Origin of the sequence: Kitasatospora sp. NPDC004614 (assembly GCF_042873675.1) — a bacterium.
Taxonomy (GTDB): Bacteria; Actinomycetota; Actinomycetes; order Streptomycetales; family Streptomycetaceae; genus Kitasatospora.
Map to the genome: position 1 here is coordinate 380,854 of NZ_JBIALR010000002.1, position 24,597 is coordinate 405,450.

Genomic DNA, 24,597 nt, shown 5'->3' on the forward strand with positions numbered 1-24,597 from the left:
GTCTGCGGAGGATCAACAGGGCGCTTTGCGTTCCGCCGTTTCTGGTCCCTGTCCTGACCCGCCGCAACACGACCGTCCGCTGCCCCCGGAGCCACTGATCACTCGCTCGTCAGGCCTTCCCGCAGGTGCGCGAGCGTCTTGGTGAGCAGCCGCGAGACATGCATCTGCGAAATGCCGATCTCCTCGCCGATCTGCGACTGCGTCAGATTGCCGAAGAACCGCAGCATGATGATCCGGCGCTCGCGCGGCGGCAGCTTGGCGAGCAGCGGCTTCAGCGACTCCCGGTACTCGACGCCTTCGAGCGCGAGGTCCTCGTAGCCGAGGCGGTCGGCGAGCGGGCCGTCGCCGCCGTCGTCCTCGGCGGGGCTGGAGTCGAGGGAGCTCGCGGTGTACGCGTTGCCGACGGCGAGGCCCTCGACCACGTCGTCCTCGGAGACGCCGAGGTAGGCGGCGAGTTCGGGGACGGTGGGGGAGCGGTCGAGCCGCTGGGAGAGTTCGTCGCCGGCCTTGGTGAGGGCCAGCCGCAGCTCCTGGAGGCGGCGCGGGACGCGCACCGACCAGCTGGTGTCGCGGAAGAAGCGCTTGATCTCGCCGACCACGGTGGGCATGGCGAAGGTGGGGAACTCGACGCCGCGCTCGGGGTCGAAGCGGTCGATGGCCTTGATCAGGCCGATGGTGCCGACCTGGACGATGTCCTCCATCGGCTCGTTGCGGCTGCGGAAACGCGCGGACGCGTACCGGACCAGCGGCAGGTTGAGCTCGATGAGGGTGTCCCGGACGTAGCCGTGTTCGGCGCTGCCGGGCTCCAGGACGGCGAGCCGGCGGAACAGCGAGCGCGAGAGCGTACGGGTGTCGAGCGCCCGATCGGGGGCCTCGGCGGGACCGGCCTGGGCCGGGATCGGTACGACGACGGACTCGATGACCGCACTGCCCTGTTCTGTGAACACGCGCCCACCCCCTTGTGACTGCCTGTCGAACGGGTGCCGCCGAACGGCGGTTCCCGACTGCCGTGTCCTCCTGCTCAATACCGGATCACCGGCCCCGGCAAACCCGATCGTGGCGAGTCGTCACCCTGCGGTGGGCGGCGGGCGGTTCACTCCTCCCAGGAGTTGCCGGTGCGCAGCCGGGTGAGGATCCGGGACAGCAGCCGGGAGACGTGCATCTGGGACATGCCGAGTTCGGTGGAGATCTGCGACTGGGTGAGGTTGGCGAAGAACCGCAGCATGATGATCCGCCGTTCCCGTTCGGGGAGTTGGACCAGCAGGTGGCGGACCATGTCGCGGTGTTCGACGTCGGTGAGGGCGGAGTCCTCGTAGCCGAGCCGGTCCAGCAGGGCGAGCCCGCCTTCGTGTTCCTGGGCGGCTTCCAGCGAGGCGGCGTTGTAGGCGCGGCCGGCGTCCAGACAGGCCCGGACGTCCTCCTCGGGGATGCGCAGGTTGGCGGCGATCTCGGGGACCTTGGGGGCCCGGCCGTGGGTGACCGTCAGCTCCTCCATGGCGCCGCTGACCTGCACCCACAGTTCCTGGAGCCGACGCGGTACGTGCATGGTGCGGACGTTGTCGCGGAAGTAGCGCTTGATCTCGCCGAGGATGGTGGGCAGCGCGTAGGTGGGGAACTGGACGCCGCGGGTCGGGTCGAAGCGGTCGATGGCGTTGATCAGGCCGATGGTGCCGACCTGGACGATGTCCTCCATGGGTTCGCTGCGGCTGCGGAAGCGGGTGGCGGCGTAGCGGACCAGCGGGATGTTGATCTCGATCAGGGCGGCTCGTACCCGGGAGCGTTCGGAGGCGCCGGGGGGCAGTTCGGTGAGCCGCTCGAACAGCACCCGGGTGAGCGTCCGGACGTCGATCGTGCCGCGCCCGCCGGGGCGGCGGGCGGCCAGTTCGAGCGGGTCCGGCAGTTCCTCGGCCCGGTCCTCCGGCGCACTGCTGCCCTGCGTCCGCACGGACACGTCACCCCTCCCTCTGAACCACCTCGCCAAAATTTCCGGCAAAACCGGTCATAGCATCACAAGTCGCTCTGTGGCCGGGCAAGTACCCGGCCGAGGCGTGTTGGCGGCCGGTGGAGCATTCGGCGGAGCATGCCGCGACCCCCGGCCTGGTCGGCAGGCCGGGGGTCGCGGTGGTGGTGCGGGTACGGCGGGGGTGGCGGGCGGTCAGACCTCCAGGTCGGCGATCACCCAGGTGGCGAAGGTCTTCCACTGCCCGGCGGCGGCCTGATGGGCCGGGTGGCCGAGGTAGGCGGCCAGCGCCTCGCGGTCCTCGACCAGGCTGTTGATCGCGTAGTCGTAGGCGATGTCCCGCTCGGTGGTGTTCCAGCCGCACTCCCACTCGCGCAGCTCCGGGATCAGCGCGCCCAGCTCCGCGAACGCCTTCGCGCCCGCCAGGGCCCGCGGGTCGTCCTTGCCGACGCCTTCGTTGAGCTTGAACAGGACCAGGTGCCGGATCACGATGCCGCTCCTCGCGGATCAGGAGGGCACGCCCCGGCAGGGGAGCGCCCCCGAAGGACGAACCCCGCAAACGGTACTAGCGGACCAGTCCGGTCATGAAAGAACCGACCGCCTTGGCCGCGTCGGAGATCCCGACGAACCCGGACTGCACCAGCTCGGCGGCGCGCACCGGCGAGGTGATGATCGTGTAGATGACGAAGATGACCACAATCCACATGGCCACCTTCTTCGCCTGAGCCATCGAACGGGCCTGCCTCCCTGAGTCGGGCCGTCGTCCTCTCCCCGCACGGCCCTGCCACCCGCAGCTTATCCACCGGACGGCGCAAGAAGTGAGGGCCTTGTTCACCCGCCAGGACGAAGGTCCTGCTCGGACGGGGCTTTCTCCGGGTGTGGCCGCCACGGGGGCGCGGCAGGATGGTTCATGTACCGAGGATCTGGCAGGAATCCCCGGTACGGCGATCCGGAGGTCCCCGCTGTGGGACCGGGCACCGCGGCTTCCCCCCGACGCGGACCCGGTTGTGGGACCTCCGCCCGGGGCAGCAGCTCGTTCCCCCGGAGCTGCTGCCCCCTCCGCGGAGCGGCGGCCCCGCACTCCCGAGGCGCGGTGGTCAACCGCCCGGGAGCGCGGGGCCGTTCGCCGTCCACGGCGCCGCCGCCGTGCGCAGTGCCTCGCCCAGCCGGGCAGCCTCCACCGCCACCGCCGGCAGCCGTTCGGCCCGCGCCCGGGCCGCCAGCAGGTCCACCGTCGACGGCCCCGGGAAGGCGAACGCCAGCGCCCGCAGCGCCGCTATCCGGGCCTCCTCGTCGCCGTCCGCCACCGCCCGCAGCCGCAGGAACTCCGCCACGTCCGGGTCGGCCGTCAGTGCCCGCAGCGCCACCCGGCGGGGCAGCGGATCGGCGTCCGCCACCGCCCGCTCGCGCAGCAGACCGGACGGTCGGGCCGCCCGGTCGCGGGACAGGGCGTGCAGGGCGATCGCCCGGATCGGCGCCGACGAGTCGGCCACCGCCCGCTCCCGCAGCATCGCCCGCACCGCCGGATCGTCCGGCCGGTGCGCCAGCAGCGTCCGCAGCACCGACAGCCGAACCGCCGCGTCCCGCAGGTGCGCGGCCCGCGCCAGCAGCAGCATCCCGGCCCGCTCCTCGCCGTCGTAGCAGCGCACCACCGCGACCAGTGCCAGATCCCTGGTGCGCGGGTCCGGGTCGGCCACCGCCCGTTCCAGGAACAGCGCCCGGGCCTGCGCGCTCGGCGAGCGGCGGTCCGCCAGCGCGGTCAGCACCGCGCCGCGCACCAGCGGGTCCGGCGAGTGCACCGCCTCGTGCCGGACGAACGCGTCCAGCTCCGGGTTGTCGGCGAAGTGCGCCGCCAGTTCGCCGGTGGCCTGCGCCCGGCCGTGCCCGTCCGCCGCCCGGGCCCGTTCGAACAGGAACTCCGCCACCTCCGGGTCGCCCGCCCAGCCCTGCCCGAGCAGCGTCAGGGCGAAGGCCCGCACCTCCGGCTGCCCGTCCCCGGCGACGAAGCCGCGCAGCTGCTCGGCCACCTGCCGGTCGCCGGCCCAGCGGTGCGCCAGGACGGCGAGGGTGCGCCGGCGGACCATGGGATCCGGGTCCTGGGCGACCCGCAGCCGCAGGAACTCCGCCACCTCCGGGTCGCCCGCCCAGCCGCGGGCCAGTCCGGCCAGCGCCGCCACCCGCACCCGCGGGTCCTTGTCGGCGCCGGCCAGCAGCCGCAGGAACGACGCGTTGCGCGGATCCTCGGCCGGCTGCAGGCAGATGGCCTGCAGGGCCAGCCCGCGCACTCCCGGATCCCGGTCGTTCCGCACCCGCTCGCGCAGGAACTCCGCCAGCGCGCCGCCCACCCGCTCGTTCACGGTCAGCGCGAACACCGCCAGCCCGCGCAGCTCCGGCTGCGGGTCGGACGCCGCGAGCTCCCGCAGCAGTTGCTGCGCCGGGCCGTCGCAGGCCCAGCCCTTGCCCAGTGCCAGCATCTCGTTCAGCCGGTTCTCGCCCCGCGCGGACGCCACCCGGGCCCGCAGGAACGCCCCGCCGGCCGCCTCGCCCGCCCAGCCGTCGGCGAGCGCCGCCACCGCCGCCTCCTGGGTCAGCGGATCCGGGTCCTCCTCTATCCGGCGGCGCACGAACGCCCCCACCCGTTGGTCGCCCGCCCAGCCCTCCGCGAGCGCAGCGAACGCCGCCGCCCGTTGCGCCGGCGACCAGCCGTGCTCGGCCCAGGCCCGCAGCACCGCCGGTCCGCGGGGATCGTTCAGCAGCAGCGCGCACGCCAGCCGGGCCGTCACCGCGCCCACCGCCGGCAGCGGCGACTCGCGCTGCGCGTGGTGCCCGTACACCAGGTACCAGCGCAGGAACCGCTCCCGCCCCACCCAGTGCGGCCCGAGCCCGGTCAGCACCGGCCGCAGACCGTCCAGCGCCTCCACGGTGTCGCCCGGGAGCACCGTCGAACCCTCCGCGGCGTACGCCTCGAACAGCGCCACCAGGGCGTCCACCACCGCCTCGCTCTGTGCCGTCACCAGCCCGAGCTTGCGCACCTCGCCCAGGCAGCGCACCGCCAGCACCAGCCACTCCGGCACCGGGTCGCCGGCCCCCGGCAGGGCCGGGGCCGCCGCCAGCAGCCGCGACACCGCCTCGCCGACGAACCGCTCGTCCAGCTCGCCCGCCAGCAGGAGCAGCACCTCCCGCCACGCCGGGTCCCGCCAGCGGGCCGCGAACACGCCCTCCAGTAGCTGGTGTTCCGTCAGCGACCGCTCCCGGTTGAACCGGTAGGCGATGTCGGACGCCGCCAGGTACTCCAGGAACGCCCGGTGCACGAAGCCGTACACCTCGCCGCCGAACCGGCTCAGGATGAAGTTCCGCTCCCGGAACTGCTGCAGCATCGCCCGCGCCACCGGCGCCGCCCGGTCGGCCGGCAGCTCGTAGCGCTCCCGCAGGTAGCTCTCGAAGGACGCCAGCAGCACCCGCCCCGGGATGTGGTTCCCGGCGATCCCGTCGCCGCCCTCCTGCATCCGCCGCGCCACCAGCCGCAGCAGCTCGAGCCGGTCCTCGGACGCCAGGTACGGCATCCCGCCGTCCACCCGCCGGTCCTGCAGGTACTTGCTCGGGTCCCAGTGCTCCACCAGCACCGCCACCGCGTGCTCGTACACCGTGCGGCGGTCCCGGGGCAGCTCCCGGCGGCGGCCGATGATCGCCAGTATGGTCAGGATCAGCGGGTTGCCCGCGAGTTCCCGCACCGGCGCCGAGGACGCCACCGCCGCCGTCACCCGCCGGCGCAGCCGCTGCGCCTCCACCGGGTCGCCCGGGCAGGCGGTGGCGTACCAGCGGGCCGCGAAAGCGTCGATCTGCTGGGCGTCCAGGTCCTGCAGCATGTAGTGCCCGAACCCGGCGGCGTCCAGCGGCTCCCGCCGGTAGCCGATCACCCGGGACGTCACCAGCACCCGCACCTGCGGATAGCGGGCGGCGAACGCGGCGATCCGCCGGCTCGCGGTCTCCCGGACCTGCGGGTCGAACAGTTCGTCCAGGCCGTCGAACACCACCAGGGTGGCCGCCGGGTGCTCGGTCAGCTGGCGTTCCAGCAGGTCGGCCGGCAGGCCCAGGCCCTCGGTGCCGTGCAGGTGGGCCAGGAAGTCCTCGAAGGTCCGCTCCCGCCACTCCGGGTCCGCGTACCGGCGCAGCTCCACGATCAGCGGCAGCCGGCCGGCCAGCGCCGCGACCTGCTCCGGGACGGCGGTGTCCGGGTGCAGCAGCGGCTCGGTCAGTGCCAGGCCGAGGAACCGGGCCAGTGTCGACTTCCCCGACCCGGGGTCGCCCAGCAGCACCGCCCGGTGGCCGTCCGGCCCGGCGAGCAGCGGCAGCACGGGGACGGCCGGGCGGCGCCGGTAGGCCTCCCGGACCCGGCGAACCGTCTCCCGCTCCACGCCCGGCGGGAGCCGGCCCGGGTCCAGCTCGCCGGTCTCCGTGAGACGTTTCAGCAGCTCGCGGGGCAGTTCCACCGGCGGCGGGTCGGCCCGCACCAGCTGTGGGACGAACACCTCGCGCAGGTGCACCGCAGGGTGCTCGTCCTGCTCGGACAGTGGGGTCAGCACCTCCAGGTCCAGCCGGTGGTAGCGCTCGCGCAGCCGCACCGCGTGCCGGCGGCGCGCCCCGTCCAGGTCGCCCGGGGGCGGTGGTGCGGCGCCGACCGTGATCTGCACGCTCTGTGCGTGCTGGATCATCGTCAGGTCGCCGCCCGCGGTGGCGTGCTCGGCGGACTGGCCGCCGCCGGCCGCGGCGCCCTCCGCGCCGAGCAGCCGGCGCCAGAATCCGCTCACGGCTGCTGCTGCTCGCCGAACCGGACCGAACCCTCCACCCCGTCCACCAGGTTCACGTCGCCGCCCGCGCGGATCCCGCGCGCCGACTGCCCGTCACCTGTCGTGTCGGTGACGGGCGTCGCCGAGGCGTCCGGGACGGGGCCGGGCGCGGCGCCGCCCCCGATCACCACGTCGCCCTTCACGTCGCGCACCATCCGGACCGATCCGCCGACCGCCGCGCCGTCCGCGGACTGGCCACCGCCGCGGCCGCGCACGCCGCCCGTCACCGACAGGACCAGGCCCGCCAAGCCGACGAACAGGCCCAGTACGCCCGCCCACTGATTCGCCCGGTCCAGCCCCTCCTCCCACAGGAAGAACGCCAGCCCCACCACCGAGATCCCGGCCCCGACCCACACCATCCAGCGCCACCGCGTACTCCCCATGCCCGCATCATCCCCTCAACTGCGGCCCCGGCAACCGGAAATGAGCCGTCGGTGCGCGACGGCCCCTGGAAAAACCGGACGATCCGGGTTTCCACTCCGAAGGCCCCCGGGCGCTGGACCGGGCGGGTACTTACCGGCGGTCGCGCGCGTGTCCGGACCTCGACTCGCCGTTCGGACAGGTCGACTGCGAAACGTCGACAGCAGACGCGCGCGTCCGCGACGGGGCAGTGGCCCGGCGGAGCGCCGCAGGAAGGCGGAACGAGAAGTGCTGAAAACCCTCCGGCCCAGCTGGACCGGCCGCAGACTCCTGGCGGGCGTGGCCTGCGCCCTGGCCGCTCTCGGCCCGGCCGCCCTGCCATCGGCGGCAGCAGCGCCGACCGTGCCGCGGGCCGGCTCCGGAACTCTGCTGGTGTCCGAGACCTTCACCGGCGCGACCGCCGACCCGGCGTTCGTCGCCACCTCGGGCGCCTGCCTGACCGGCGCCCCCGCCACCAGCACTCCGCCGGGCAGCGACCCGCACCCGCTGGGCGGCTGCCCGCCCGTCGAGACCGGCCCCGTCCCGCCGGAGAACGGCGCCCCGCACGGCTACCTGCAGCTGACCGACGCCGGCCACGACCGCACCGCCGCCGTGCTGTACGAGCGCGCGCTGCCCGCCCACGAGGGCATGCAGGTCTCGTTCGAACAGTGGCAGTACGGCGGCGACCCCACCGAGCCGCGGCCCGCCGACGGCATCTCGTTCTTCCTGGTGGACGGCGCCGCCCCGCTGACCCGGCCCGGCGCGTACGGCGGCAGCCTCGGGTACGCCCAGAAGCTGCCCGACGACAACCCGGCCAACCCGTTCATCCCGGGCGTCGAGGACGGTTACCTCGGCGTCGGGCTCGACGTCCTCGGCAACTACTTCGGCGACTGGGAGCACCGCGGCAACGGGTGCCCGCCCGGCGAGCGCTCCCCGGCCGGCACCGGCTTCCGGGTGCCCGCGCCCGGACCGAACGTGATCACCCTGCGCGGGCCCGGCAACGGCACCACCGGGTACTGCTACCTCGCCGCGACCACCAGCAACCAGACCACCACCCCGCCGTGGCCCTCCACCCTGCCCGGCGAGCTGCAGGGCCCGACCACCGCCGCCGACCTGCCGCCCGGCATCACCCCGGAGCAGGCCGAGATCGCGCTGCTGCCCAGCAAGCGCACCGTGACCGTCACCGTCACGCCCACCCCCGACCCGCAGGTCGAGGTGGACGTCGACTTCGGCTCCGGCCCGGTCCGGGTGCTCAGCACCCCCGCGCCCCAACCGGTGCCCTCCACCTACAAGTTCGGCTTCGCCTCGTCCACCGGTGACTTCACCGACGTGCACCTGCTGCGCAACGTCGTCGCCCGCAGCGTCAACCCGCTGCCCCAGCTGGACCTGGTCAAGCAGATCGACCGCACCACGCCGCTGCCCGACCCGGTCACCGCCGGCACCGTGGTGCCCTACCAGTTCGTGGTCACCAACGCGGGCGGCAGCGAGATCCGCGACCTCGTCGTCACCGACCCGCAGGTCGGCGCGATCAGCTGCCCGACCACCACGCTGGCCGTGGACGAGACAGTCACCTGCACCGGCAGCTACACCGTCACCGAGGAGGACGTGCGGCGCGGCTTCATCACCAACGTGGCCGTCGCCAACGGCGACTCGGACAGTGGACCGGTCACCTCCCCGGAGGCCGACCACACCCTGCCGCTGACCGACAACTACGGCCTGCTGTTGGAGAAGCGCGTCGACGACAGCCGGGAGTACCTGGCCGGTGAGACCGCGACCTACACGTACACCGTGACCAACACCACCGACCAGACCGTCTCCGACCTCGCCGTGCTCGACGACCGGCTGACCGACGTGACGTGCGAGTCCACCACGCTCACCCCGGCCGAGACGCCCGGCGCGGTCACCACCTGCACCGGGTCGTACACCGTCACCGAGGCCGACGCGAAGGCCGGAGTGGTCCGCAACACCGCGCACGCCACCGGCAACGCGCCCGAACGGACCGTCACCTCGCCGCCCGCCCAGGAGGAGATCGCGGTCAGGGCCGAGGAGCCGAGCCCCAGCCCGTCGCCGTCGCCCAAGCCCTCGCACTCCGAGAAGCCGACCGAGCACCCGACCGAGCACCCGTCCGAGGAGCCGACCAAGAAGCCGGTCGAGCGCCCCAACCACCCGGGCGAGCTGCCCAAGACCGGTAGCGGTTCCCCGCTGGTCCCGCTGCTGCTCTCCGCCGGACTCGGCGTGGCCGGCCTGTTCACCCTCCGCTGGGCCCGCCGCCGCGGCTGACCCGCCCGGTGACTGACGCCAGGCACATACAAAAGAGGCCCCGACCTGATGGTCGGGGCCTCTTCGCGAGCGGTAGCGGTGGGATTCGAACCCACGGTGGAGTTGCCCCCACACACGCTTTCGAGGCGTGCTCCTTTGGCCGCTCGGACACGCTACCGAGGGGAACTCTACCGGATGCGTGGGAACGGACGAAATCCGTATCCGCGGGGGGTGGCGGCGGGGGTCAGCGCTGGGTGTCGAAGAAGGCCCGCAGTTGGGCGGTGCACTCGTCGGCGAGTACGCCCGGGATGACCTCGGGGCGGTGGTTGAGGCGGTTGTCGCGGAGGACGTCGAAGAGTGAGCCGGCCGCGCCGGCCTTCGGGTCGAGGGCGCCGTAGACCACCCGGTCGAGGCGGGACAGCACGATCGCGCCCGCGCACATGGTGCACGGTTCCAGGGTGACGACCAGGGTGCAGCCGCTCAGGCGCCATTCGCCGACGGCGTTCGCGGCCTGACGGATCGCCACCACCTCGGCGTGCCCGGTCGGGTCGCCGACCGCCTCGCGGACGTTGTGGCCGCGGCCCAGCACCGAACCGTCCGGGCCGAGCACGAACGCCCCGACCGGGACGTCGCCGGTCGCGGTGGCCAGTGCGGCCTCGGCGATGGCGAGGCGCATCTGGTCCCGCCACCGGTCGCGGACCGGGTCGGGGCGTTCGGGGGCGGGCAGCGGAGCGATCCGCGGCCGGTCGCCCAGGGTGCTGGAAGGGGCGGGGGCGTGCTGCATGGACCCAGTGTCGGCCACCGGGCCCGCCGCTAACGAACGGCCTCCAGGACCTCGCCGCAGCCGAGCGCCTCGGCGATCTCGCCGAGCGCGTCGCCCGGCGCCGCGCCTTCGCCCGCCAGCTCCAGCAGCGCGGCCTGGCCGAGGCCGAACTCGCTCAGCAGTTCGGAGTCGCCGATCGGCCCGACCGGGGTCGCGCCCCGGCCGTCGGCCGGCTCGTCGTCGTCCTCGTCGGTCTCGTCGTCCTCGTCGCTCGCGGCGTTCTCGTCGTCGAGTTCGGCCACCAGGCCGTCCAGGTCGTCGAAGTCGGCATCCCCGTCCTGTTCGATCAGCTCGTCGGTGAGCACCGAGCCGTACGAACTGCGCGCCGCGGCGGCCGCGTCCGAGACGAAGATCCGCGGGTCGTCCTCACCGTCGATGCGCAGGACGGCGAACCAGGCGTCCTCCTGCTCGATGAAGACCAGCACCGTGTCGTCGTCCTCGGCCGTTTCGCGGGCCAGGTCGGTCAGGTCGGCCAGGGTCTCTACGTCGTCGAGTTCGGTCTCGCTCACATCCCACCCGGCACCGGTGCGAGCAAGCACTGCAGCGAAGTACGCCACCAGGGACACTCCCAAGATTGGTCTCGGCTGTCGGCGATCTCGGGCGGGTGCGGTCCGGCCGCCCCCGCGCCAGAAGAGCGGTCCGCTGTTCGGACCGTCCCACCGCATCGTGACAGAAAGGCCGCCGCTGCGGGGGGTGTTCGGCAGCGCGTCTTCGCAGGTCGTGTCGGAATGGCCTGCTTCCGGCCGCTCCGGGCGTGGATCATGCCCCTCGAACGCCCCTCGAACGCCCCACGGGCGGGGGCGGACGGGGGCTTGCGGGGCGCGACGGTGGTGCGGGCGCGTCCCCGGACGGCTCAGATCCGGAAGGTTCGCATCCGCATGGCCTCGCGCATCCGGCGTTCCTTGGTGCGTCTTGGCTGGACCCGGGCGCGCAGTTCGCGGGCCTCGGCCAGTTCGCGGAGGAACACGGCCCGGCGCCTGCGCCGGTCCGCGTCGGCGTCCGTAGTGGTTTCGGCGTCGGTCTCCTGGCCGGCTGTCTCCTCGACGGCCAGTGACTCCGGACGGGACTCGTCTGTCGAGCCGGACCCGCCCGCGCCGGCGGTCGATGCCCGCGTCGGGTTGCTCTTCATAGGTTCCGACTTTCCCAGATGTCACCCGCCGATACCACAGCGGCGGCCGGGAATCGGTGTTTCCAGCGGGACTCCAGGCAGGTCACGGCGGGTCGCCGCCGACCCTGCGAAGTCGTACAGATGTGCCGACGGCCGTTATCGTCGTTGTCATGCGCCTCCACGCCGTCGACCACCCGCTGGTCGCCCACAAGCTGTCCACCCTGCGCGACGAGCGCACGGACTCGCCGACCTTCCGGCGGCTCACCGACGAGTTGGTGACCCTGCTCGCGTACGAGGCGACCCGGGACGTCCGCACCGACACGGTCGAGATCACCACCCCGGTCGCCGTCACCCAGGGCACCCGGCTGTCCTACCCGCGCCCGCTGGTGGTCCCGATCCTGCGGGCCGGCCTCGGCATGCTCGACGGCATGACCCGGCTGCTGCCCACCGCCGAGGTCGGTTTCCTCGGCATGGTCCGCAACGAGGAGACCCTGGAGGCCTCCACCTACGCGACCCGGATGCCGGACGACCTCTCCGGCCGGCAGGTCTACGTCCTCGACCCGATGCTCGCCACCGGCGGCACCCTGGTCGCGGCGATCCGGATGCTGCTCGACCGGGGCGCCACCGACGTGACCGCCGTGGTGCTGCTGGTCTCGCCCGAGGGCATCGAGGTGATGGAGCGCGAGCTGGCCGGCCAGCCCGTCACCGTGGTGACCGCGGCCGTGGACGAGCGCCTGAACGAGAACGGCTACATCGTGCCGGGTCTCGGCGACGCGGGCGACCGCCTGTACGGCACCGCCGGCTGAGGCCTGCGAGGCGTCCTTCGAACGCAAGAGATCCGGCCGGGAACGGGCTTCCGTTTCCGGCCGGATCTCGTCGTGTACGGCTGTTCGGCCGGTCAGCAGTTGCGGGGCTCCGGGCTGGGCGACGGCTTGATGAGCTCGGCCAGCGCGGCCGCGGCCTGGGTCGGGTCGGCCAGCGCGCTGAAGGTGTCGCCGATGACCAGGTCCACGGTGTTGTCGGTGCGGCCGTCCTCGGTGCTGGTGGCGGAGGCGACCTGGGAGACCAGCAGGGTGGCCGCGCCCAGTCCGCCGGGGCCGCTCAGCACCTGCGCGGTGCCGGGGACCTTCTTGTCCAGGGCGGTCGGCGCGTTGCCGACCTTGCCCACCTGGAAGCCGCGCTTCTTCAGCTCGTCGGCGGTCTTGGCCGCCAGACCGGACTTGCCGGTGGCGTTGTAGACGTTCACCGTGACGCTCGCGGGCTGCGGCACGGCCGTGCTGCTGGGGGCCGTCCCCGGCGAGTCGGCGGCGCCGGCGGAGGGAGAGCCCTCCGGGGCGGCCAGCGGCTTGCCGGACGGGTTCGCCGAGGCGCAGGCCTGCGCGGCGCTGTTCTTGTTCTTGCCGGTGAACACGTCGTAGAGCTGGACGCCGCCGACCGAGACCAGGCCGAGGGCGAGGATTCCGCCGACGGCGGCGACGACCTTGCGGCCGCGACGCGGGGGACGTCCGAGGCGGGGGTAACTGTTGCCGGTGATCCGGTACTGCTTCCCCTTCAAGCCCCGGGGAGTCAACATGCTCATGGTCTGTCTCCCCGTAGGTGCCAGGGTGGGGTGCCGGTGACCGCGGTGCGGCCGTGGGAAGTGGCCGCGTGAGCCGTGGTAGTCAGCAGATTAATCCGACTACAGCGACACAGGTACTGGATGATCATCATCCGGGGGACGACGGCACTCGAAAGGACGTACCGACACCGACCATCGGTTGCAGCTGATGGCGGGTGGCGGTGCGTCAGTCCATTTCCAGTACCCGGGCGTGCAGAACCTGCCGCTGCTGCAGGGCGGCCCGCACGGCTCGGTGCAGCCCGTCCTCCAGGTAGAGGTCACCGCGCCACTTCACCACGTGGGCGAAGAGGTCCCCGTAGAAGGTGGAGTCCTCCGCGAGGAGGGTCTCCAGGTCCAACTGGCCCTTGGTGGTCACCAACTGGTCGAGCCGCACCGGACGCGGCGCGACGTCCGCCCACTGGCGGGTGCTGGTCCGGCCGTGATCCGGGTACGGCCGCCCGTTACCGATGCGCTTGAAGATCACACGGAAAGCCTACCGTTTGGGACATGGCGGGCGCAGCAAGCGGGACCAACGGTGACCGACTTTCCGCCTCAGCGCAGTGCGGCGCCGATCCGGTCGAGCGAAGAGAGCCTCATCAGCCCGTAGTTGTAGAACTCGACCTCGGGGACGCCGAGCTCGCGGAGCGTGCTGATCTTGGCGGCGAGGTTGGCGGGGCCGTCGCAGTCGGAGGACATCGGGCGGAGGATGACGGCCATGTCCTGGGGGCGGACGCCGTGCAGGGCGAAGGCGGCGACCTTCTCGCGGACGGCCTCGGGGGTCTTCGCGTAGCCGAGTGTCTCGATCTGGTGGGCGGCGCCGGCCAGAGCGGGGAGGTCGATGCCGGAAAGCCAGCCGGTGCCGGGGCCGCCGCCGTCCATGAAGGTCAGCCGCATGCCGTGGGCGGCGGCGGTGGCGGCGAGTTCGGCGGCCAGGCCGGTGACGGTGCTCGCGCTGGCGTCGACGTAGGCGGCGAGGGCGCCACCGGCCAGTTCGTCGAGCGGGACGGGGGTGAGGGCGCGGTCCTCGTCGGCGAGGCGGGCGCGCAGTTCGGTGCGGACGGTGTCGCGGACGTGTTCGGCGGGGACGCCCGCGGCGGTGGCGGCGGCCAGGCAGTGCCGGCAGAAGCAGATCGACAGCAGGGCCTCGGTGACGGGGCCGAGCTGCTCGAAGTAGCGCTCGTGGTGGTAGCCGTGGGCCAGGCCGTGGAAGTGCAGGGACTCGGCGCGGATCGCGTCCACGCCGTAGCGGGCGAGTTCCTCGACCAGGGTGTGGCAGTACTCGCGGACCTCGGGGTTGGCGGGGCAGAGCTCGGTGAGGTGGCGGTCGCCGAAGGCGTTGGCGGGGGCACAGTCGGGATGGGCGAAGCCGAGCCGGTCGTTGTGGCAGAACACCGTCCAGGCGTGCAGTTTGAGGCCGCGTCGGCGGCTCTCCTCGGCGGCCTCGGCGAACGGGTCGCGGGTGCCGATGGCGGTGGAGGGCAACGGGGCGAGGCGGCGGCCGGCCCAGCGGGCGGGGTCGGGGCGGAAGTAGGCGGCGCCGGGTTCGAGGTAGCGCAGCACCCGGCGCGGGTTGTGCGGGAAGACGTCGCGGGCCTCGTGGTAGACGGAGGCGAGAGTGACTCCGCCGACGCCGGCCCGGTCGGTAAGGTTGCCGAAGAAGGTGTCGGCCCCTTCGTCGAGCAGGTCGGTGGCGAAGGCGAGGACGGACGTCTCCACAGGGCAACTCCGGAGAAGGAAGTACAGGGAGTGACCACGCTAACCGCGGCCTCCCGTATTGGTCTATACCTGGCTGGATGAGGGGAGCGGCAAGGTGGCGGTCTACCGGGGATTCGACCAGCGGGAACTCGATCGGGAGTACTCGCCCAGCAGCCGGGTGGCGGACTTCGACGCGGAGCTCGCCGCGTACACCCGGGAGAGCGGGCGGGCCCTGCGGGAGCTGCCCGGGCACCGGGAGCTGCGGTACGGGGCGGACGGGCCGGAACTGATCGACTTCTTCCCGGCGGTGCCGGGCGCGCCGCTGCACGTCTTCGTGCACGGCGGCTACTGGCAGGAGCTCGGCAAGGAGGACTCGGTCTTCCCCGCGCTGGACTTCGTCGCCCGGGGCACCGCGTACGCCGCCGTCGGCTACGGGCTGGCGCCCACCTGGACGGTGGAGCAGATCGCGGCGCAGGTCACCGAGGCGGTGGTGTGGCTGGTCGAGCACGCCGCCGAACTGGACGTCGACCCCGAGCGGATCGTGCTCAGCGGCAGCTCGGCCGGCGCGCACCTGGCGGCCACCGCACTGCTCGACGGGCGGCTGCGCGGGCGGATCGCCGGGGCGGCGCTGCTCAGCGGCGTCTACGACCTGGAACCGATCGCCCTCAGCTACATCAACGAGCCGCTCGGGCTGGACGCCGAACGGGCCCGCCGGCTCAGCCCGCTGTTCGCCGACCTGGCGGCGCTGCCGCCGCTGGTGGTGGCGCTCGGCGAGTACGAGACCGGCGAATTCGCCCGCCAGCAGAACGAGTTCGCGCACGCCGCGCGGGCCGCCGGAGTGCCGGTACGGGAACTGCTGGTCGGCGGACGCAACCACTTCGACCTGGTCTTCGACCTCGGCCGGACCGACACGGTACTCGGCTCGGCCGTCGAGGCACTTGGTCCCGCCTGACGCTCCGTAGACTGCCCGCGTACCCCCGAACCGCCGCGAGAGGACACCGATGACCGGCCGCATCCCGCTTCCGTACGACTTCCTGCCGCCGGTGCCGAGGTTCGAGCTGCGCAGCTCCGACCTGGTGGACGGGACGACCATGCCGGACGCGCACGTGTACGCGGCCGGGAACCAGTCGCCGCAGCTGTCCTGGTCGGGCTTCCCGGCGGGCACCCGGTCGTTCGCGGTGACCTGCTACGACCCGGACGCGCCGACCGGGGCCGGCTGGTGGCACTGGCTGGCCGTCGATCTGCCGGCCGACACCACCGAACTGCCGCGCGGCGCCGGGGCGCAGGACAGCGACCTGCCCGGCGGGGCGTTCCACGTCCGCACCGACTTCCCCGGCCACCGCTACGACGGCGCGGCCCCGCCGCCCGGGCCGGCCCACCGCTACGTGTTCGTGGTGCACGCCCTGGACGTGGCGAGCCTCGGCGTGGAGCGCGACACCCCCGCCGCGCAGGTCGGCTTCGCGCTGACCGCGCACGCGCTGGGCCGCGCGCTGCTCACCGTGGAGTACAAGTCCGCGTAGGGCGGGGCGTCAGGCCGCCAGGATCTGGCGGAGGAAGGCGTCGAGGTTGGTGACCGTCCGGGCGATCTGGTCCTCCAGCGGGAGGGACTCGTTCGGGCGGCTGACCGTCGCCGGGCGGCGGATGCCGCGCACGTACAGCGAGCAGGCCAGGTCGGCGCAGATGTAGGTGCCGACCGAGTTGCCCTCGCGGCCGCGGACGCCCGCCCGGGGGGCGGTGAGCAGCGAGACGCCGCTGCCCTGGTGGGCGGTGATGCACAGCGAGCAGACGTTCGTCCTGGTCAGGCTGCGCCGGACGTTCGGGGAGCGGAGCGTCGCGCCGACCAGGTCTCCGTCGAGTTCGGCGACCAGGTACGCCCGGTCGGGGGCGCCGAGATCCCGCCAGCCGAGGAAGTCCAGGTCGTCCCAGCGCTGTTCGGCCAGCTCGCGCGGAACGGGCAGCCGCTTGGCCTCGCCCTTCGAGCAGTTGACGAAGGAGGCGCGGATCTCGGGCTCGGTCAGGGCACGCATGGACCGGACGCTAACCGAGAGGCCCCGGGCGTGTCGTCCGGTTTTCCGGCGGTGCGGGGGTGCCGTTCAGCCCTTGGCCGCCTTCGCGGCGCGCTTGGCCTCCTGCTTGGTGGCGCGGACCTTCAGCAGCGACTCCGGGCCGGTGATGTCGGCGACCGAGCGGTGGCAGCCCTCCTCGCCGTACGCGCCGGCCGCCTCGCGCCAGCCGGTCGGGCGGACGCCGTACTGCTTGCCGAGCAGGGCCAGGAAGATCTGCGCCTTCTGGGTACCGAAGCCGGGCAGTGCCTTCAGCCGGGTCAGCAGATCCTTGCCGGTGGGGGCGTCGCGCCAGACCGCCTCGGCGTCGCCGTCGTAGTGCTCGACCAGGTGGGCGCAGAGCTGCTGGACCCGCTTGGCCATCGAGCCGGGGTAGCGGTGCACGGCGGGCTTCTCGGCGAACAGCGCGGCGAACGCCTCTGGGGCGGCGGCGGCAATGGCGTGCGCGTCCAGGTCGTCCGCGCCCATCCGCTGCGCGATCACCAGCGGGCCGCTGAACGCCTTCTCCATCGGGACCTGCTGGTCCAGCAGCATGCCGGTGAGGGCGGCCAGCGGGCTGCGGCCGAGCAGTTCGTCGGCGTCGTCCTGCTGGGCGAGGTGGACGGCGGGCGCCATGGCGGGCTCCAGGGGGTCGGGATTCCCATCCTGGCAGCCGCCGTTCGGCGGCGCGTCCCGCAACACACCACCGGCGGGGCGGGCCACACTGGGTGGATGACCCAACAGCGGCGGTTGATCGTGCTGCGGCACGCCAAGGCGGACTGGCCGGACGTTCCGGACGAGCTGCGCCCGCTGGCCGAGCGCGGCCGGGCCGACGCGGCGGCGGCCGGACGCTGGCTGGCCGCGCACGCGCTGGTGCCGGACCGGGTGCTGTGCTCGACGGCGGTGCGCACCCGGCAGACCTGGGAGTTGGCGGAGCCGGCCCTCGGCGGCACGCCCGAACTCGTCCTGGAGCCCCGGGCCTACCGCGGTGAGGTGGACGAACTGATCGGCCTGGTGCGGGAGTTGCCGCCGATGGTGCGCACCGCGATGCTGGTCGGGCACCGGCCGCAGGTGCAGGAGCTGGTGCTGGCGCTGGCCGGGGAGCGGGAGAGCGAGCCGCTGGAGCGGCTGCGGGAGAAGTTCTCCACGGCGGGGATCGCCGTCCTGGAGGTGCCCGGGGAGTGGGGTCAACTCGTCCCGGGAAGTGCTGAGTTGACCGACTTTGCGGTACCGCGTGGGTGAGCTGTAGGGCGTGATAGGCATGGGGTATGCGTTTCGACTCCGTGCCCAAGCCGCCCGCCGTGGCCGCCCGCCCGCGTGACGAGCGCGGCTACCCGGTGCCCGCGATCACGCCGTGGGAGGACGGTCACCCGCAGTTCGGGCTGACCGACTACGAGCGGTCCGCCACCTGTGCCCGCGAGAGGCTGTGCTCGGTGTGCAACACGCTGATGCCGCGCGGCCCGGTGTGGCGGGTGGTCGGCGGGGAGGAGGCGGCCGCGATCGGTGAGGCGCTGGCGGCGGGCCGGCCGTACCGGAACATGGCGCCCACCATGGAGGCCCCCGGCCACCGGGCGTGCATGCTGTACGCGTCGATGGTCTGCCCGTACCTGGGCCGCCCGAACGCCCGCCGCCAGGTGACCGCCGATCAGGAAATGGCCCCGGACGACCTGACCGCGCACGTGGTGCGCGGGGCCGCCCGGGGCGAGCTGGGTGCCGTGGTGGGCTTCGAGGACTACGAGTTCGCGATCACTCCGACCCGGGTGCTGTTCCGCTTCATCGACCCGGTGGAGTGCCTGCCGCACGACCTGGCCGAGCAGCAACTCCCGAATCTCCAGGCCGAGTTGGCCCGGATGACTCAGGAACGGTAGGCGGGCAGGCCGACCGTGTCGGTGATCTTGTCCGGCTTTCCGCCCTTGGCCGGCATGGTGTAGATGCCGTCCGGGCCGCGGAACGCGACGGACTTGCCGTCGTGCGAGACCGCCGGCTCGGTGTAGTCCACCGTGGCGTCCGGCGTCAGGTCGATCTCCTTGGAGCCCTGCTCCTGCGCCTTGGCGAAGATGTGCGCGTGGCCGTTCACCGAGCGGACGAACACCACCTCGCCGTCGTCGGCGAGCGCGGGCTGCGAACCCTTGGTGACCACACCGCCGTTGGTGCGGGAGACCACGTCGTGGAAGTAGACCTGGCCGTCGGTCTTGTTGGCGTACACCGTCATGCCGAACTTGCCGGCCGAGTTCGGCCACTGGTTCCCGGCCTCCGGCAGCGGCTTCTCGGCCTCGGAGTCGCCGACCGACAGCGGTGCCGGCTTGGCGTTGGCCTTCGCCTCGACGGACAGCAGCTTCAGCGCCTTCTTGTCGTCCGCGGTGAACAGCAGGAAGGTGCCGGCGCCGTGCGGCTCGTCCGGGCCGTACACCTGCCAGGTCGGGTGGGACCAGGTCTCGCCGGACGGGGCCTTGGCGATGACGGTCTTGTGGCTGCCGTCCGGGTCGGAGGTCTCCAGGTTGCCGCTGCCGTCGATGAACGCGGCGTGCTTGCCGTCCGGGGACCAGGCCAGGTCGCGGACCACGGTGCCGAAGTCGACGGCCTTGCCGTCCATCAGCACGGTGTTGGTGCCGGTGCTGACGGTCACCTTGGTGCCGGCGGTCTTGTTCAGCTTGCCGCCCGCGGCGGCGGGCGCGGACGAACCGGCCGTCGAGCCGCCAGGGGCGTCGGAGGACGGGCTGTTGGCAGTGCTGCTGGGAGCGGCGGTCCCCCCGGTGTCGCCGCCCTCCGGGTCGCAGGCGGTCAGCAGCAGGGCCGACCCGGTGGTGACCGCGGCCACCAGCAGGGCGGCGGCAGACCGGCGCAGACGGGTGCGTTCGCTCATCAAAAACTCCCCCACGGAACGGATCTACGTATGGCGGCGGCCCGGCCGAAGACCGGGCCGCCGCCAACAGGCATGTGCCTCGTACACATCCTGTCAGTAAGCGACAACAGTCCGGAAGCCGGGGCCGTTCGGGCTATCAGTGCGTCAATTTTGGTTTGTGGAAACCGAATAGGCGAATCGGGACAGGTGGGGCATCAGCCGCGGAACGTCGGCAGGCCCGCCCGGTCGGTGACCTTCTGCGGCGTCCCGCCCCTGGTGGGCAGCGTGTGGACGCCGTCCGTGCCACGGGAGGCGACGGTGGTGCCGTCGTGCGAGACGACCGGCTCGGTGAAGCTGACGGGGGCGTCCGGGGTGAGATCGCGCTCCTGGCGGGTGTCGTTGCTCCGCTCGAAGATGTGGTCGTGCCCGCCGCTCGAGCGGACGAACACCAGGTCGCCGTTCGGGTGATGACCAAAGATTGGCAGCCGGATGACCTCGATCCGTGCGGGCATCGTCACTGCCGTGCAACGGTCGTTCGCGGTTCGCGGGTGGTGAAGGGCCGTCGTGTGGTGGCGGGGCGGGTAGCTGGTTAGCGTGGCAGTGCATGTGCTTCTGTCCGCGGGCCGGCTCTTCGGCGCGCCGCGGATCCCCGATTCCCGACAGCGGAGCGAGATGCACCATGGCTGCGCAACCCGAAGGCACCCCGGTCTGGGCGGACGCGATGTTCACCGACCTGGAGGGCGCCAAGAAGTTCTACGGTGACGTGCTGGGCTGGACGTTCGGCGAATCCTCCACCGAGTACGGCAACTACACGCAGGCGTACCGGGACGGCAAGGCGGTCGCCGCGATCGTCCCGCCGATGCCCGGGCAGGGCCCCGGACAGTCCGCCTGGGTGCTCTACCTGGCCTCGCCGGACGTCGGGGCCACCGCGGAGCGGATCCGGGCGGCCGGCGGCTCCCTGCTGCTGGAGCCGATGAAGGTCGGCACCTTCGGCTCGATGGCGCTCGCGAAGGACCCGGCCGGCGTGGTGTTCGGCATCTGGCAGGCCGGTGAGCACGCCGGCTTCGAACTGCGCGACGTGCCAGGCAGCTACGGCTGGGCGGAGGTGTTCACCCGGGATCCGGCCGCCGCCAACGCCTTCTTCCCGAAGGTGTTCTCCTACGGCGTCCGGAAGCTCGCCGACGAGCAGGTCGACTACCGGGTCTTCAGCCTCGGCGACGTGCCGGTGCTCGGCTCGATGGGCATGACGCCCGAAGTGCCCGCGCAGGTACCGTCGTTCATCAGCGTGTACTTCGTGGTGGACGGCTGCGACGCGGCGGTCGAGCGGGTCGCCAAGGCCGGCGGGCAGAAGGTGTTCGGGCCGATGAGCACCCCGTTCGGGCGGTTCGCGTCCTTCGTGGACCCGCAGGGCGCGGCGTTCTCGCTGATCGACCCGGCCGCCGCCGAGGGCGAGATGCCGGCCACGGTGGAGGTGTCCTGAACCGATGGTCACCCCACGGCCCGAACTCACCGGCGAACGCGCCGACTTGCTCAGCACGCTCGACAAGCACCGCGGCTTCCTGCGCTACACCGTCCGCGGCCTGACGGACGAGCAGGCCCAGCAGCGCACCACCGTCAGCGAACTCACCCTCGGCGGGCTGATCAAGCACGTCGCCGGGGTCGAGGAACGCTGGATGCGGTTCGCCGTCGGCGGCGCCGAGGCGATGCGTTCCGAGGGCGCGCCGCAGGACGCCGAAGCCTGGGCCGACCAGTTCCGGATGCTGCCCGGCGAGACCCTGGACGTCCTGCTCGAACGCTACCGGGCCGTCGCCGAACACACCGACGGCCTGATCGCCACCCTCGACCTCGACAGCGAACACCCACTGCCGTCCGCGCCCTGGTTCGAACCCGGTGCGGAGTGGAGCGTCCGCCGGGTCCTGCTGCACATCGTCGCGGAGACCGCGCAGCACGCCGGGCACGCCGACATTCTCCGCGAGGCCCTGGACGGGCAGCGAACGATGGGCTGACGGGTCTCAGCCGGCGGGGAGGAGGCTGCGGTACCAGTCGATCTTCTCGCGCAGGTGGGTGCGTTGGCGTTCCAGCAGGGCGATGTGGTCGTTGACGGCGGTGTCGTGCTGTTCCAGCAGGGCGATGCGGTCGAGGAGGCCGGCCGGGCCTTCGGTGCGGGCGAGTTCGGCGTAGCGGCGCATGTCGGCGATGGGCATGCCGGTGTCGCGCAGGCAGCGCAGGATGCCCAGCCAGGCCAGGTCGTCGGGGGTGAAGCGGCGGTGGCCGCTGGTCGCGCGGGTGATGGCGGTGAGCAGGCCGATGCGTTCGTAGTAGCGCAGGGTGTCCAGGCTGAAGCCGGAGAGTTCGGCGGCCTCGGCGGGGGTGAGGAGCTGCTGAGTCGTCACGGGGCCGATTCTGCCTGCTGGTCGGGGCGGGTGCAGCGGGTGAAGCGTTCGCCCCAGGTGGCGAGCAGCGCGGTGAGTTCGGGTGGGGAGACGACCCGGAAGTCGATGTCCAGCGAGCCGATGGCCATCGCGGGCCAGTCGAGCGACTCGGAGTTCATCAGGATCCGGCAGCGGTCCTCGTCCAGCTCCTCGATCTCGGCCCAGGTCCCGATCCGCTGCCGGACCGTCTCCGCGGGGGCGTCGAGCAGCACTTCGACGCGGTGCGGGCGGGACTGGCCGGACAGGCCGGCCCGGACGAACTCGGCGGCGTCGGTGGCCGGGAGGGTGCGGGGGAGGAAGTGGGCGCCGGTCGGTGCGGGGGCGGTGAGCCGGTCCAGGCGGAAGGTACGCCAGTCGTGCCGGGTGAGGTCGTAGGCGACGAGGTACCAGCGCCGTCCCAGCCGGACCAGGTGGTGCGGCTCGGTGTGGCGTTCGCCGGCGCGGCCGTCCGCGGTGCCGTACTGGAAGCGCAGCCGCTCGGTGTCGCGGCAGGCCAGCGCGACGGCGGTGAGGGCGTCCGGGTCGATCCGGGCGTCGTTGCCGCCGTCGCCGCGCCAGCCGGCCGGGACCGTGACGGTGCGCAGCGCCTCCATCCGGCGGCGCAGCCGGGCCGGCATCACCTGCACCACCTTCGCCAGCGCCCGCACCGAGGCCTCGGCCAGGCCCTCCACCGCGCCGTCGGCCGCCGCCTGCAGGCCGACGGCCAGGGCAACCGCCTCCTCGTCGTCGATCACCAGCGGCGGAAGCGCGGCGCCCGCGGCCAGCTGGTAGCCGCCGTCCACGCCGCGGCGGGCCTCCACCGGGTAGCCGAGCTCGCGCAGCCGGTCGACGTCGCGGCGCAGGGTGCGGGCGGAGATGCCGAGCCGGGCGGAGAGATCCTCGCCCGGCCAGAAGCGGTGGGACTGGAGCAGGGTGAGCAGCCGCAGGGTGCGGGCACTGGTGTCGGCCATGCGGTTCATCCTGCTCGAATTGCGGCCGGAAACTGACCGGAATGGCTTCTAGTGTGGAACACGAGAGAGCGAGACACCGCCGAAAACGGTGTTGAACTCCGGTGCGGAGAAGCGCAGTTGCTATCGAGAGGCGAGCCGATGACCGAGACCGTCGAGACCACCGTCAACGAGTACCCCGCGGCCACCATCACGGACGAGCGGCTGACCGGCGAGAAGGCCGACCTGGTGGCGGGGCTTCGCGCGGCTCGGCACTTCCTGCGGCTGACCGCCCGGGGCCTGACCGACGAGCAGGCCAGGCACCGCAGCACCGTCAGCGAGCTGTGCATCGGCGGCCTGATCAAGCACGTCACCTCGGGGGAGCGGACCTGGGCCGGGTTCATCGAGTTCGGTACGTCCGCGATGCCGGACTTCATGAACTTCACCGAGGCCGACTACGAGCGCCGCGCCCAGGAGTACCGGATGCTCCCCGGTGAGACCCTGGCCGGCGTGCTCGCCGCGTACGAGGCCGTGGCCGCCGCCACCGACGAGCTGGTGGCCGGCCTCGACGACCTGGGCGCGTCCCACCCGCTGCCCGCCGCCCCCTGGTTCAACCAGAAGGAGAGCTGGTCCGCCCGCCGCACCGTGATGCACATCGTCGCCGAGACCGTCCAACACGCCGGGCACGCCGACATCATCCGGGAAGCGATCGACGGGGCGAAGAGCATGGGCTGAGGCCTGGAGCACGTCGAGGGGCCCGCGCAGCTGACAGAGTGTCAGGTGTGCGGGCCTCTCGGCGTTTTGCGTTCGGTGTTTTGCGTTCGGTGTTTTGCGTTCGGCGGGGCGGGTTGGGCGGGTGGCGTGTCACAACGTGCCGGGCGGCGGCGTCAAGGCGATCGAGGCCGTTGGGCTGTGTGGGAGAGAAGGGGCGAAGGATGAGACTGACCGTACTGGCCGCCACCGGGGGCATCGGCCGGCAGCTGCTGGAACAGGCGCTGGCGAGTGGGCACGACGTCACGGCGGTGGTGCGCAACCCCGCCAAGCTGGGGGAACAGTCCTGGGCGCGGGTGGTGAAGGCCGACCTGGCGACCGCCGGTGCGGCTGAGCTGCGGGCGGCGGTGGAGGGCGCGGACGCGATGCTGTCCGGGCTTGGCGCGGTGGGCAAAGCCGGGATCGGGGTGGCCGAACACGGCACCCGGACGGTCATCGAGGCGATGCGGCAGACCGGCGTGCGGCGGCTGGTGGTGGTCAGCGCCGCGCCGATCGGCACCGTGCCGTCCCCGGACCGGCCGCACCCGCCGCGGCACGACCCCGGGGAGGGGCCGGTGATGCGGTACCTGCTGACGCCGCTGGTGAAGCGGGTGCTGCGCGCGCACTACGCGGACCTGGCCCGGATGGAGGACGCGGTGCTCGCCAGCGGCCTCGACTGGACGGTGGTGCGGCCGCCACGGCTCACCGACAAGGCGCTCACCCGCGACTACCGGACCGCGTACGGCCGGAACGTGCGCGGCGGCTCCGCCGTGTCCCGGGCCGATGTCGCGCACTGCATGCTGCGCAGCCTGGGGGATCCGGAGACGGTCGGGCAGATTCTCGGCATCGCGGACTGAGCCGGGCGCAGGTCGGACGGGGCCGGTCGGGTGGGGCCGGTCGGGTGGGCGCCTAGGCTG

28 protein-coding genes and 1 tRNA gene are annotated in these 24,597 nt (G+C 72.9%); 10 read left to right on the plus strand and 19 right to left on the minus strand.

The genetic code is table 11. The features are described 5' to 3' along the window. Positions 1-98: 98 nt before the first annotated feature. From ACFYST_RS07195 to ACFYST_RS07220, 6 genes are all read right to left on the minus strand, one after another. Positions 99-920 carry an RNA polymerase sigma factor SigF gene (locus ACFYST_RS07195; RefSeq protein ID WP_387640695.1) on the minus strand — a complete coding sequence of 274 codons (822 nt, stop codon included), beginning with the start codon at positions 918-920 and terminating at the stop codon, positions 99-101. A 173-nt stretch (positions 921-1,093) separates the two neighbouring features. Continuing rightward, positions 1,094-1,951, minus strand: coding sequence for an RNA polymerase sigma factor SigF (locus ACFYST_RS07200; RefSeq protein WP_387639449.1), 858 nt, complete (start codon positions 1,949-1,951; stop codon positions 1,094-1,096). A 204-nt stretch (positions 1,952-2,155) separates the two neighbouring features. After that, positions 2,156-2,449: a Dabb family protein gene (locus ACFYST_RS07205; RefSeq protein WP_387639447.1), complete on the minus strand. Its 294-nt coding sequence runs from the start codon at positions 2,447-2,449 to the stop codon at positions 2,156-2,158. Between the two features lie 76 nt (positions 2,450-2,525). Beyond that, positions 2,526-2,690, minus strand: a complete 165-nt coding sequence (locus tag ACFYST_RS07210; RefSeq protein ID WP_189273132.1) for a hypothetical protein — start codon at positions 2,688-2,690, stop codon at positions 2,526-2,528. 367 nt (positions 2,691-3,057) lie between these two features. Then, positions 3,058-6,768 (minus strand): HEAT repeat domain-containing protein, encoded by a 3,711-nt coding sequence (locus ACFYST_RS07215; RefSeq protein ID WP_387860615.1) that lies wholly within the window; start codon positions 6,766-6,768, stop codon positions 3,058-3,060. Then, positions 6,765-7,190, minus strand: coding sequence for a hypothetical protein (locus tag ACFYST_RS07220; protein ID WP_387860617.1), 426 nt, complete (start codon positions 7,188-7,190; stop codon positions 6,765-6,767). The genes ACFYST_RS07215 and ACFYST_RS07220 overlap by 4 nt, the downstream gene beginning before the upstream one ends. Before the next feature lie 265 nt (positions 7,191-7,455). On the opposite strand from ACFYST_RS07220, the gene ACFYST_RS07225 reads away from it, so the two are divergent. Beyond that, the gene (locus ACFYST_RS07225) at positions 7,456-9,486 is read left to right on the plus strand and encodes a hypothetical protein (RefSeq protein WP_387860620.1); all 2,031 of its coding nucleotides are present in this window, start codon (positions 7,456-7,458) and stop codon (positions 9,484-9,486) included. Between the two features lie 70 nt (positions 9,487-9,556). Here the strand turns inward: ACFYST_RS07225 and ACFYST_RS07230 are convergent. The 4 genes from ACFYST_RS07230 to ACFYST_RS07245 form a co-directional block, all read right to left on the minus strand. After that, positions 9,557-9,643 (minus strand) — tRNA-Ser (locus ACFYST_RS07230). 66 nt (positions 9,644-9,709) lie between these two features. Then, entirely contained in the window at positions 9,710-10,249 is a 540-nt protein-coding gene (gene tadA, locus ACFYST_RS07235; protein WP_387639438.1) for a tRNA adenosine(34) deaminase TadA, read from the minus strand. Positions 10,250-10,278: 29 nt separating this feature from the next. After that, the gene (locus tag ACFYST_RS07240; protein ID WP_387860622.1) at positions 10,279-10,845 is read right to left on the minus strand and encodes a hypothetical protein; all 567 of its coding nucleotides are present in this window, start codon (positions 10,843-10,845) and stop codon (positions 10,279-10,281) included. A 296-nt stretch (positions 10,846-11,141) separates the two neighbouring features. Further along, positions 11,142-11,417: a hypothetical protein gene (locus ACFYST_RS07245; RefSeq protein WP_387860625.1), complete on the minus strand. Its 276-nt coding sequence runs from the start codon at positions 11,415-11,417 to the stop codon at positions 11,142-11,144. A gap of 149 nt (positions 11,418-11,566) precedes the next feature. On the opposite strand from ACFYST_RS07245, the gene upp reads away from it, so the two are divergent. Further along, entirely contained in the window at positions 11,567-12,202 is a 636-nt protein-coding gene (upp, locus tag ACFYST_RS07250) for a uracil phosphoribosyltransferase (protein ID WP_387639430.1), read from the plus strand. Between the two features lie 92 nt (positions 12,203-12,294). Here upp and ACFYST_RS07255 read toward each other — a convergent pair whose 3' ends face one another. The 3 genes from ACFYST_RS07255 to ACFYST_RS07265 form a co-directional block, all read right to left on the minus strand. Beyond that, positions 12,295-12,975 (minus strand): LytR C-terminal domain-containing protein, encoded by a 681-nt coding sequence (locus tag ACFYST_RS07255; protein ID WP_387860627.1) that lies wholly within the window; start codon positions 12,973-12,975, stop codon positions 12,295-12,297. A gap of 205 nt (positions 12,976-13,180) precedes the next feature. Continuing rightward, complete coding sequence (locus tag ACFYST_RS07260; protein WP_014136828.1) at positions 13,181-13,477, minus strand: type II toxin-antitoxin system VapB family antitoxin; 297 nt, start codon at positions 13,475-13,477, stop codon at positions 13,181-13,183. A gap of 68 nt (positions 13,478-13,545) precedes the next feature. Beyond that, positions 13,546-14,709 carry a hypothetical protein gene (locus ACFYST_RS07265; RefSeq protein WP_387639425.1) on the minus strand — a complete coding sequence of 388 codons (1,164 nt, stop codon included), beginning with the start codon at positions 14,707-14,709 and terminating at the stop codon, positions 13,546-13,548. Between the two features lie 94 nt (positions 14,710-14,803). Between ACFYST_RS07265 and ACFYST_RS07270 the strand changes: the two genes are divergently transcribed. Then, positions 14,804-15,640: an alpha/beta hydrolase gene (locus ACFYST_RS07270; protein ID WP_387639423.1), complete on the plus strand. Its 837-nt coding sequence runs from the start codon at positions 14,804-14,806 to the stop codon at positions 15,638-15,640. A gap of 49 nt (positions 15,641-15,689) precedes the next feature. Beyond that, positions 15,690-16,208: a YbhB/YbcL family Raf kinase inhibitor-like protein gene (locus tag ACFYST_RS07275; RefSeq protein WP_387639420.1), complete on the plus strand. Its 519-nt coding sequence runs from the start codon at positions 15,690-15,692 to the stop codon at positions 16,206-16,208. 9 nt (positions 16,209-16,217) lie between these two features. Here the strand turns inward: ACFYST_RS07275 and ACFYST_RS07280 are convergent, their stop codons facing one another. Continuing rightward, on the minus strand, positions 16,218-16,715 hold the full coding sequence (locus ACFYST_RS07280; protein WP_387639418.1) for an FBP domain-containing protein: 498 nt from the start codon (positions 16,713-16,715) through the stop codon (positions 16,218-16,220). 66 nt (positions 16,716-16,781) lie between these two features. Further along, the gene (locus ACFYST_RS07285) at positions 16,782-17,366 is read right to left on the minus strand and encodes an HhH-GPD-type base excision DNA repair protein (protein WP_387860629.1); all 585 of its coding nucleotides are present in this window, start codon (positions 17,364-17,366) and stop codon (positions 16,782-16,784) included. 96 nt (positions 17,367-17,462) lie between these two features. On the opposite strand from ACFYST_RS07285, the gene ACFYST_RS07290 reads away from it, so the two are divergent. Together ACFYST_RS07290 and ACFYST_RS07295 are read left to right on the plus strand one after the other, a co-directional pair. Continuing rightward, positions 17,463-17,972, plus strand: coding sequence for a SixA phosphatase family protein (locus ACFYST_RS07290; RefSeq protein WP_387639413.1), 510 nt, complete (start codon positions 17,463-17,465; stop codon positions 17,970-17,972). Positions 17,973-17,998: 26 nt separating this feature from the next. Further along, the gene (locus ACFYST_RS07295; RefSeq protein WP_387860631.1) at positions 17,999-18,598 is read left to right on the plus strand and encodes a hypothetical protein; all 600 of its coding nucleotides are present in this window, start codon (positions 17,999-18,001) and stop codon (positions 18,596-18,598) included. Here ACFYST_RS07295 and ACFYST_RS07300 read toward each other — a convergent pair. Both ACFYST_RS07300 and ACFYST_RS07305 read right to left on the minus strand, forming a co-directional pair. Then, positions 18,586-19,593, minus strand: coding sequence for a hypothetical protein (locus tag ACFYST_RS07300; RefSeq protein WP_387860633.1), 1,008 nt, complete (start codon positions 19,591-19,593; stop codon positions 18,586-18,588). The two genes, ACFYST_RS07295 and ACFYST_RS07300, sit on opposite strands and share 13 nt — an antisense overlap. A 194-nt stretch (positions 19,594-19,787) precedes the next feature. Beyond that, positions 19,788-20,090, minus strand: coding sequence for a TolB family protein (locus ACFYST_RS07305; RefSeq protein WP_387860635.1), 303 nt, complete (start codon positions 20,088-20,090; stop codon positions 19,788-19,790). Between the two features lie 161 nt (positions 20,091-20,251). Here ACFYST_RS07305 and ACFYST_RS07310 point away from each other — a divergent pair, with 161 nt between their 5' ends. Together ACFYST_RS07310 and ACFYST_RS07315 are read left to right on the plus strand one after the other, a co-directional pair. Next, a complete protein-coding gene (locus tag ACFYST_RS07310; RefSeq protein WP_387639404.1) occupies positions 20,252-21,052 on the plus strand; it encodes a VOC family protein in 801 nt (266 codons plus the stop codon). A 4-nt stretch (positions 21,053-21,056) separates the two neighbouring features. Beyond that, positions 21,057-21,578 (plus strand): DinB family protein, encoded by a 522-nt coding sequence (locus ACFYST_RS07315; RefSeq protein ID WP_387860638.1) that lies wholly within the window; start codon positions 21,057-21,059, stop codon positions 21,576-21,578. Positions 21,579-21,584: 6 nt separating this feature from the next. On the opposite strand, the gene ACFYST_RS07320 is transcribed toward ACFYST_RS07315, so the two are convergent. Together ACFYST_RS07320 and ACFYST_RS07325 are read right to left on the minus strand one after the other, a co-directional pair. Then, positions 21,585-21,965, minus strand: coding sequence for a MerR family transcriptional regulator (locus ACFYST_RS07320; RefSeq protein WP_387860640.1), 381 nt, complete (start codon positions 21,963-21,965; stop codon positions 21,585-21,587). Then, complete coding sequence (locus tag ACFYST_RS07325) at positions 21,962-22,954, minus strand: helix-turn-helix transcriptional regulator (protein ID WP_387860643.1); 993 nt, start codon at positions 22,952-22,954, stop codon at positions 21,962-21,964. The genes ACFYST_RS07320 and ACFYST_RS07325 overlap by 4 nt, the downstream gene beginning before the upstream one ends. A 138-nt stretch (positions 22,955-23,092) precedes the next feature. On the opposite strand from ACFYST_RS07325, the gene ACFYST_RS07330 reads away from it, so the two are divergent. Further along, on the plus strand, positions 23,093-23,665 hold the full coding sequence (locus ACFYST_RS07330) for a DinB family protein (protein WP_387860645.1): 573 nt from the start codon (positions 23,093-23,095) through the stop codon (positions 23,663-23,665). 200 nt (positions 23,666-23,865) lie between these two features. Further along, entirely contained in the window at positions 23,866-24,537 is a 672-nt protein-coding gene (locus ACFYST_RS07335) for an NAD(P)-dependent oxidoreductase (protein ID WP_387860648.1), read from the plus strand. Positions 24,538-24,597 lie beyond the last annotated feature (60 nt).